The 8,145-nt window shown below is 65.7% G+C and carries 6 protein-coding genes; 4 read left to right on the forward strand and 2 right to left on the reverse strand.

The features are described 5' to 3' along the window. Positions 1-809 (forward strand): alpha-hydroxy acid oxidase (locus tag OXU42_09380; GenBank protein ID MDE0029595.1); only part of this gene is annotated, 809 nt, incomplete at its 5' end. A gap of 11 nt (positions 810-820) precedes the next feature. Here OXU42_09380 and OXU42_09385 read toward each other — a convergent pair. Beyond that, entirely contained in the window at positions 821-2,248 is a 1,428-nt protein-coding gene (locus OXU42_09385) for an MFS transporter (GenBank protein MDE0029596.1), read from the reverse strand. Positions 2,249-2,616: 368 nt separating this feature from the next. Here OXU42_09385 and OXU42_09390 point away from each other — a divergent pair, with 368 nt between their 5' ends. From OXU42_09390 to OXU42_09400, 3 genes are all read left to right on the forward strand, one after another. Further along, positions 2,617-5,298, forward strand: a complete 2,682-nt coding sequence (locus OXU42_09390; GenBank protein MDE0029597.1) for a mechanosensitive ion channel — start codon at positions 2,617-2,619, stop codon at positions 5,296-5,298. 10 nt (positions 5,299-5,308) lie between these two features. Continuing rightward, positions 5,309-5,704 (forward strand): heme-binding protein, encoded by a 396-nt coding sequence (locus OXU42_09395; GenBank protein MDE0029598.1) that lies wholly within the window; start codon positions 5,309-5,311, stop codon positions 5,702-5,704. 231 nt (positions 5,705-5,935) lie between these two features. Next, positions 5,936-6,490: a hypothetical protein gene (locus OXU42_09400; protein ID MDE0029599.1), complete on the forward strand. Its 555-nt coding sequence runs from the start codon at positions 5,936-5,938 to the stop codon at positions 6,488-6,490. An 855-nt stretch (positions 6,491-7,345) separates the two neighbouring features. On the opposite strand, the gene OXU42_09405 is transcribed toward OXU42_09400, so the two are convergent. Then, on the reverse strand, positions 7,346-8,128 hold the full coding sequence (locus tag OXU42_09405; protein ID MDE0029600.1) for an AIPR family protein: 783 nt from the start codon (positions 8,126-8,128) through the stop codon (positions 7,346-7,348). Positions 8,129-8,145: the final 17 nt, after the last annotated feature.

Genomic DNA, 8,145 nt, shown 5'->3' on the forward strand with positions numbered 1-8,145 from the left:
TGGCCGCCGCCAAGGCCGCCAACGAGTTCGGCACCGTCAACTTCGTAAGCTCCGTGACCCAGCCCGAGCTGGAAGAGACGGCGGCCGCGACTCCGTCGGACAAGATCTTCCAGCTCTACATTCGCGGCGGCTTGGACTGGGTTGAAGGGATACTGAACCGGGTCAAGCAGTCGGGCTACAAGGCTCTGTGCCTGACCGTGGATTCGGCCCACTACAGCAACCGGGAGCGGCAGTTGATGAACCGCTGGCTGCCGCCGAGCAAGCGCAGGGAGCGCGCCACCCAGGACCGTCTGTGGCAGGCCAAGCTCACCTGGGAGACCATGGACGCCATCAAGGAGATCGGCGGGATGCCGTTCATCCTGAAGGGCGTGGCCACGGCCGAGGACGCCGCCATGGCCGTGGAGCATGGCGTGGACGTCATCTACGTCTCCAACCACGGCGGGCGCCAGCTCGACCACGGGCAGGGGACCATGGACACGCTCCCCGAGATCGTCCAGGCGGTGGGCGGCAAGGCCGAGATCGTCATCGACGGCGGCTTCCTGCGGGGCACGGACGTGCTCAAGGCGGTGGCCCTGGGCGCCAAGGCCGTCACCATCGGCAAGCTCCAGGGCTGGGCCTTGGGGGCGGGGGAGCACGAGGGGCTGGTGCGCGCGCTGCAACTCCTGGAGAACGAGATCATCATCGCCATGGGCCTCCTGGGCGTCACCAAGATCGACCAGATCGGCCCCGCCCACGTGTGCAAGGCGCCCCCCGCCGCCTTGCCGCACGAGATGAGCACCTTCGTCAACCTGCCGCAGCGATTGCTCTAGGCGGGTTCTTGTCAGGCGGGACGGCGGCCGCTGCCGCCCCGCAGCACCGAGCACGCCACCCCCACGAGGCCGATGCCCGTGGCGACGAGGAACGTGTCCTGGAGTGCGGCCGTAAAGTGGGCCGTGTCCTCGGCCGCGGGCAGCGCATCGGCGATGCCCGAGTGCATGCGGAAGGCCAGGGTCATGAGGAAGTTGCCCACCGTGATCCCGAACACGTTTCCCAGCCCGAACATGGTGTAGAGGGTGCCGGTGGCCACGCCCCGGTGCTCCAGGGGCACGGAGGCGATCAGCGCCGTGTGGTTGGCGGGGAAGAAGAGGGCGGTGCCCAGTCCCCCCAGCGCCAGCACCAGGGTCGGCAGCACCCAGTGTGAATCCGGCTCGAAGTACACTCCCAGCACGCAGGACAGCGCGAAGAGCACGGCCCCGGCGGTGGCGGGGATGCGCGGCCCGACCTTGTCGGAGATGACGCCGCCCACGGGCGACAGCGTGGTGGCGAAGACCGGCGCGCTGAGGAACAGGATGCCCATGAACGACGGGCTCAGCCGCAGCACGTCCTGCAGGTAGAACGGCAGCAGGTAGACGGTGAGGGTCATGACGACGGAGACCAGCAGCAGCGTCACCGTGCTGAAGGCGAACATGCGGATGCGGAACAACGCCAGGCTCAGGATGGGGCTCGGGGCGCGGTTCTCGCGCCACAGGAAGCCCGCGCCGAATGCGGCGAAGCCCGCGACCGCGGCGACGCGCCACGCCGGGGTGAGCCACTCCATGAACTGACGGTCGAGGATGCCCATGAGCGCCAGGGTCATGCCCACCAGGAGGACGGCGCCGAGATAGTCGATGGCGGGGCGCGCGGCGGGCGGCGCGCCCGCGTCGGGATTGTCCCGCCGCCGCCGGTACGCGAGGCCCAGGGCGGCAGCGGCGACGCCCAGGGGCACGAGAAAGAAGAAGGCGGCGCGCCAGTGGACGTACTGGATGATGAACCCGCCGAGTCCCGGACCGAGCAGAAAGCCGCCGTGGTGCGCTGTCGTCATGAGGCCCTGGGCGCGGCCCCGGGTCTCCTCCGAGGACGCATCCATGGCCAGGGCGCGTCCCTGTGCCTGAATCATGGCGGCTCCGATGCCCTGGAGCGCGCGATAGACGATGAGCTGGGCGATGTCCCCGGCAACCCCGCAAAAGAACGAGCTTGCCGTGAACAGCACGATCCCCCAGATGTAGACGCTCAGGCGTCCGTACACGTCGCCTACGCGCCCGAACACCAGCGACAGGGCCGCGGTGGCGAGCTGGTAGGATATGAACGCCCAGGATATGCCGATCATGTCGGTGTGCAGGCCCGTGGCGATGGACGGCAGCGAGATGGCGAAGATGCGGCTGGCGGTGCCGGTGGTGAACGTAACCAGCAGGGCGGTGCCCAGCAGCAGGGCGTTGGCGCGTGATGTCATCTTGAATCGGGGGCAAGTGGTACAGTAAGAAGTTAGGTAGCAGATCAAGGGATGCCGCGGTAGGAGCCTTGGGGGCGGTCTCTTGAAACCTGTTCATCGAACCCTCTGAGAGAATCGGCATGAGCAAGAGGTTTCCGTCCGCGGGGTTTCTTCCCCGGTTCCTGATCGCGTGCGCGGCCATGGCCGCGACGGGACTTGTCGCGCCGCCGGCCCCGAGCCAGACGCTCCCCGAAGCCGAACCCCCCGGGGCGGCGACCCCTTCCGCCGAGCTCCCACCAGCCACCCTTTCCGCCGAGCTCCCGCCGGCGACCCCGCCGCCGGAGGCCCCGGCATCCCCTCCGACGACCGCAACGGCCCCGACAGCCGTGGTGAACATCGATCTCGACGAGGCCATGGTGGATGACCGCCTCGGCTTCATCGAGCGGCGCCTCACGGCAAGCCGGTCGCGGGTCGAGAGCCTCCTCAGCACCATCGAGCTTGGGGTGTTGAGGATCCAGAAGAAGACGCTTGCCTTTCGCCGGGAGCTGGACAATCTGCGGGCCGAGCTTACAGAGCAGGAGCGCCTCACCGCCCAGGACATGCGCAACAAGGGGCGGCTCGTGGACCTGGTGGAACGGTACGGCGCGGGCGACTGGGTGGCGCGCCACATAAAGGTGGAGCTCGAGCGGTTCCGCCATCGGAGACAACGCAACGCCGCAGGGTCCACCGACGAGGAGTCGTTGCGCCGGCGGCTCCGGGAGCACAGGCAGGCGCTGTTCGAGCTGGGTACGCTGCTGTTCCGCGTGGACGCCGACGCACGGGACTACGCCCGCGCCCTCGCCGCCGAGAAACCGTCCGCGCGTGAGAGCGCCGAACTGGACAGGATACTCGGGGAGCGCAAGGGCGCACTCCAGGCCCAGGAGCGGGTGCTGGATGCCCTGGCGGAGTACGCCACCCGCCTAGCGGACCTCAAGCGCGAGCGCGAAGACGAGCTCGAGAGCCTCTACACCTTGGTCCTGGACAGGATGCTGTGGCTGCGCAACCGGGAGCCCTTGGGCCTGTTGCCGCCCAACTGGGCGTTTCTCGGGCAGGCCGTCGACGGCGCCGTCGCGCTGTCCGCGCGCGTCTACGGGCTGTTCCAACTGGAACGGCGGATGGCCCAAGGCCGTTTCTCGACATCATGGTGGCCGTGGGCCGCGGCCGTGCTGGTCTTCGGCCTCGTGCCGTGGCTTGCGCTGAGGACCCGACGGTTCCTGCGGGGCCGGTTGGCCGACCACAGGGCGCGGGGGAGCGACGCGCCCGCCTATCGCGGGGCGCTGCTGCTGGCGCTCCTGACCGCGGTTTGGCCGGTCTACATCGTGCTGGTCACGTTGGCGCTGCCGCAGTTCGGCCTGTCCGAGAGCGATTCCCTCGGGCCGGTGGTTGTAGAGGCGTTGCAGCTCACCGCGCTGGTTCTCTGGATCGCGCTGTTCGGCGCGGCGGTCTTTGGTGCGGGCGGACACGGCGAGCGGCGCTGGGGGTTGACTTTGGAGGCCGGCGGCGTGCTTCGGGGAAGCTTGGCGGCGGGGTGCGTGGCGGCGTTGGTGCTGCTGATACCGCGGTACGTGCTGTTGAACTCCCCAGGGGACGACGTGGCCGCGAGTCTGGCCTTGGCGCGACTTCTCATGATCGCCTTCGCCCTCCTGGTGCTCTTGCTGGCGGCGGTGGGATTCAGCCGGCGACGCGCCTTGATGCGGGCGGTTCTCGGGCCAAGCCGCGCGCATGACGGGTTCTTGTGGTCGGTCTGGCCCTTGGTCCATCTCCTTGCCGTCACGGTCTTGGGCGCCACCATTGCCTTGAACCTGCTGGGCTACCAATACGCTTCGCAGTTCCTGTGGCAGAGGATCATGGGGTCCGGGTTGCTGGCGCTGGCCGTGTGCATCCTCTCGTTTTATCTCAAGGGCGCGGTGCGCGCCTTGTGGAGGGGTGTCATTGCCGGACGGGTGGGCTCGGACCCGGAGGGCGGCGCGGCCGACGGCGGCCCGTTGCGGGTGCTCGTGGACCTGCCGCTCGCCATCCTGGGCGCGGTGGCGCTGCTCGAAGTATGGGGCTTCTCCGTGCTGGAATTCCTGGGCACGCCGGCGGGCGAGACGATGCTGGCGCGGGCCGCCTTGATCGCGCTTGTGATCGTCTTGGGAATCGCGCTCGTCAGGCTGAGCAACGCCGCCGTGCTGTCCCTGCTGCGTCCCCGGGTCCTGGACCGGGTAGGCAGCCGGGAAGCCGGACGCAAGCTCCAGACCCTCGGGCCGCTGGCGCAGACGTCGGTCAAGCTGCTGGTGGTGCTCGTTGGCGCGCTGCTCATCCTGCAACTCGTGGGTGTCGAGACCGGGCCGCTCCTCGCGGGCGTCGGCATCTTCGGTCTGGCCGTGGGCTTCGCCGCCCAGTCGCTCATCAAGGACATCATCAACGGCCTGTTCATCCTCACGGAAGGAAGCGTGGGCGCCGGCGACGTGGTGGACGTGGGCGGGGTCACGGGCGTGGTGGAGAAGGTCACGCTACGCTCCGTGCGCATCCGCGACCTGGGCGGCAACGTGCACTTCGTGCCCAACAGCACCATCGAGCACGTCGAGAACATGACCAAGGACTTCTCCCGCTACCTCCTGGACGTGGGGGTTGGGTACCGTGAGGATACCGACGAGGTGGTGGCGGTGATGAAGGAAGTGGATGAGTCCATGCGCCAGGACACACAGTTCCGCCGGGATATGCTGGAGCCCATCGAGATCATGGGCGTGGACCGGTTCGAGGATTCCGCCGTAATCGTACGCGGGCGCCTCAAGACCCGGCCGAGCCAGCAATGGCGCATCGGCCGCGAGTACAACCGTCGTCTGAAGAAGGCGTTTGACGAGCGCGGCATCGAGATACCGTTCCCGCACCGCACCGTCTACTGGGGTGAGACCAAGCAGGGACAGCTGCCGCTGCAGGTGGAGAACCGGGCGGCCGTGAAAGCGGCAGACCCCCGAGAGGCGGAAGAGAAGCAAGCGAAGGAAGAGGAGGTGACTCTTGGCACGAGGCAGCTCAAGACTGAGCCTTGAAAAGGCGGGCATCATCGTCGACGAAACCCTGGCCGAAGCTCGCCGGCTGGAACTCCGGCCCATGGCCGTGGCCGTGCTTGACGACGGCGGCCATCTCAAGGCCTTCAAGCGCGAGGACGGCGCCAGCATCCTGCGCCCGCAGATCGCCATCGGCAAGGCCTGGGGCTCCCTGGGCATGGGCGGCTCCAGCCGCTCCATCGCCGACCGCCTCAACGAGCGCCCGACCTTCCTCGCCGCCCTTACCGCACTGGCTGACGGCAAGGTCGTCCCCGCCGCCGGCGGTCTCCTGATCCGCGACGGCGACGACGTGGTGGGAGCCGTGGGCGTCAGCGGCGGCACGTCGGACGAAGACGAGGACATCGCCCGAGTGGGAGTGGCCGCCGCCGGGCTGGAGTGCTTTGACTAAGGACCGGTCGACCCAGGACGCTGGCGGCGTGGAAGCCTTTGAAGACCCTAAACGAATTCGAGACGAGTGATATCGTGTCGGGCGACTTCCGGCCCTGCACCACTTCGACTGATCCTTCAGGGGGTACGAGCTAGCCTACGCCATGCTTGTCACGCGGCGGCATTCGTTATATTGTTACAAGGTAACAAATGGAGGTGCTGAATGCCTGTTATTCGTATCTCGAACGAAACGATGGAGCGGCTCAAGAAGTGGGCCGAACCGCTGGAAGACACAACGGAGTCGGCCTTCGTAAAGGTACTCGATGCCGCGGAACAGACCTTGCGGGGACCGCGTAGTGTCCCAGGCCCAACGAAGTCCGAACCTGTCCGGCGGCCTTCTCGCGGGAGGGCCGGAGACAAGCTGCCCGAGAAGGAGTTCCGGCGACCGCTGATGGAGGTGCTGTATGAGTTGGGTGGCGGGGCGCCGGTAGGCGAATTGCGTCCAATCCTCAAGGAACGGCTTGAACCCCGATTGCGGCCCGGCGACTACAAGCCCGTATCGACCGGTGATCCGAGATGGTGGAACGCCGCCTGCTGGGCCAGAAGCGGTTTGAAGAAGGACGGGTACATCCGGGACGATTCACCCAAGGGGCACTGGGAGCTTTCCGAGAAGGGAATGCGCGAAGTCCGAGGCTCGCTGTCCGAGGAGCCGGCGAATTTCATCGAGCACTTGCTGGCCATGCCCGATGTGGGCGAAGACAGCGATTTCGACCGTCCACGAACCGGCCCGCGCCGTGTCGAGCTATGAGCTATCTCATCGACACAAATGAAAGCCGGCCTTACCAGAAGCAGTTAACCACCTGATTTTACTATGCTTTCTTTGGCTTTCGTTAAGTGACCACCATGACCGTAAGCGAATCGGAAGCGGCTTGAATACAATAGAGGCGTCCATCAGCGCGCGCCTGTCCGCCTGTCCAGTTCTCCGCCGTCAACTCTTCTGGTACATGGTACATGCCCCGGTCGGTGCGCTTGATCCGAGCCTCTTTCGACGACCGGGAAATCACCCGTCTAGGGCAGGACCGAGGTTTGCCGTTCACCGCCTTGTGGGGGCCGACCAGCTGTGGCGAACGATCGGGTAAACACCCTGTTGTACAAAAGGACCATGAATCACGCAGGGTTCCAGAAAACCCTCACAAGAACAACTACTAGCGAAATTATCCCGGTCAGTGCCCCGCCCAGAATCCAGACCTTCAACCGTTGAATATCTTCCTTTGTCGCACGATGCCCGACCTCTGCCTCTAGACGGGTAATCCGCTGCTCGAAATCGCTGCCACTCGTGTCGCTGCCTCTATTGCTGGTGCCTCCCGTAGCTCTCTGTTGGGCCATTCCGACCTCCTCTGTCTCTGATTCCCGCTCGCACCCATTGATTTCGTCCGCCCATGCCAGTCCCAACACCTCGATTTTGTCACGTCACCCGACGCGATATTGAAATCGCTAGGCACCACACAGGACCAATCCTCGCCCTTATGCACAACTAGGGCTTCCGAAGCGGTGACGACCAAGCCCCGTCTATCACAATCTCCGCTAGGGACAAACTCCTTTCTCAACACGGGCTCACTGCCACGAAAGTCAGCCAGTTATGCTGCACCTCTTAGGTGGTTACTCACGTACCGAGGGAAAGCTCTCCCGTGTATCCTTCCGACCTCAGTTTGTGGAACACGTCGATTACCTTGGACGATTGCTTGTCGCTAGGGGGCGTCCCAGTACGATTCGCCGCCTTTCGAAGCACACCCTCCTCTGTCACAGTCAGCAGTTTCCGCTGGGTGCCCCATTCAAGCACATCCGCCCAGAACTCCGGACCCGCCTGCACGACAGCGATCTGTGCCTCGATGCCGTTGAGTTCCCGCTGAGCGCGCCGGGCATATCGCTCCTCGTCTCGAAGTTCTTCAGCTGAAATGAGGTCCTTCAGGAACGCCGACGGCCACCTGAGAACCACGTCGCATGCCCGTCCCCAGCACGCCTGCTGCTTTGCCCACTCCGTCACGTTGCTGATCCCTGCCGGCGGATTTATCAGAATTTCGTGCACTGCTTCGGACGCAGTCGCCAACGCTTCCTCCATCGCGGGATCGAGCGCCTGATGGCGCCAGATCCTCTGGAAGTCGACCGCACGGCCCCGTGCATTTACGTCGTGTGCGGTCTTGGCGATTGCATATGCGACGATGTTGGCGCGGTATCCGCCTTGATACCAAGGCTGGTTCGAGACGATCCGTTCGGTCGCCTTGAACACGAGCGCCTTGGCCGCGGCAACCCGGTACCAGGACTCGTTGAAGCCATCCGAAGCCTTGCTCCATTCCTGGCGCGGGACTCCATGCACGAGGCGGCGGCGCGGGTCGCCGACAGCATCGCGGGCGACATCCTGTGAGTCTGCCTGACAGACTCCAAGCAAACCCGCCTAACTAAGAC

Source organism: Deltaproteobacteria bacterium, from assembly GCA_028818775.1.
Classification (GTDB): Bacteria; Desulfobacterota; Binatia; order UBA9968; family JAJDTQ01; genus JAJDTQ01.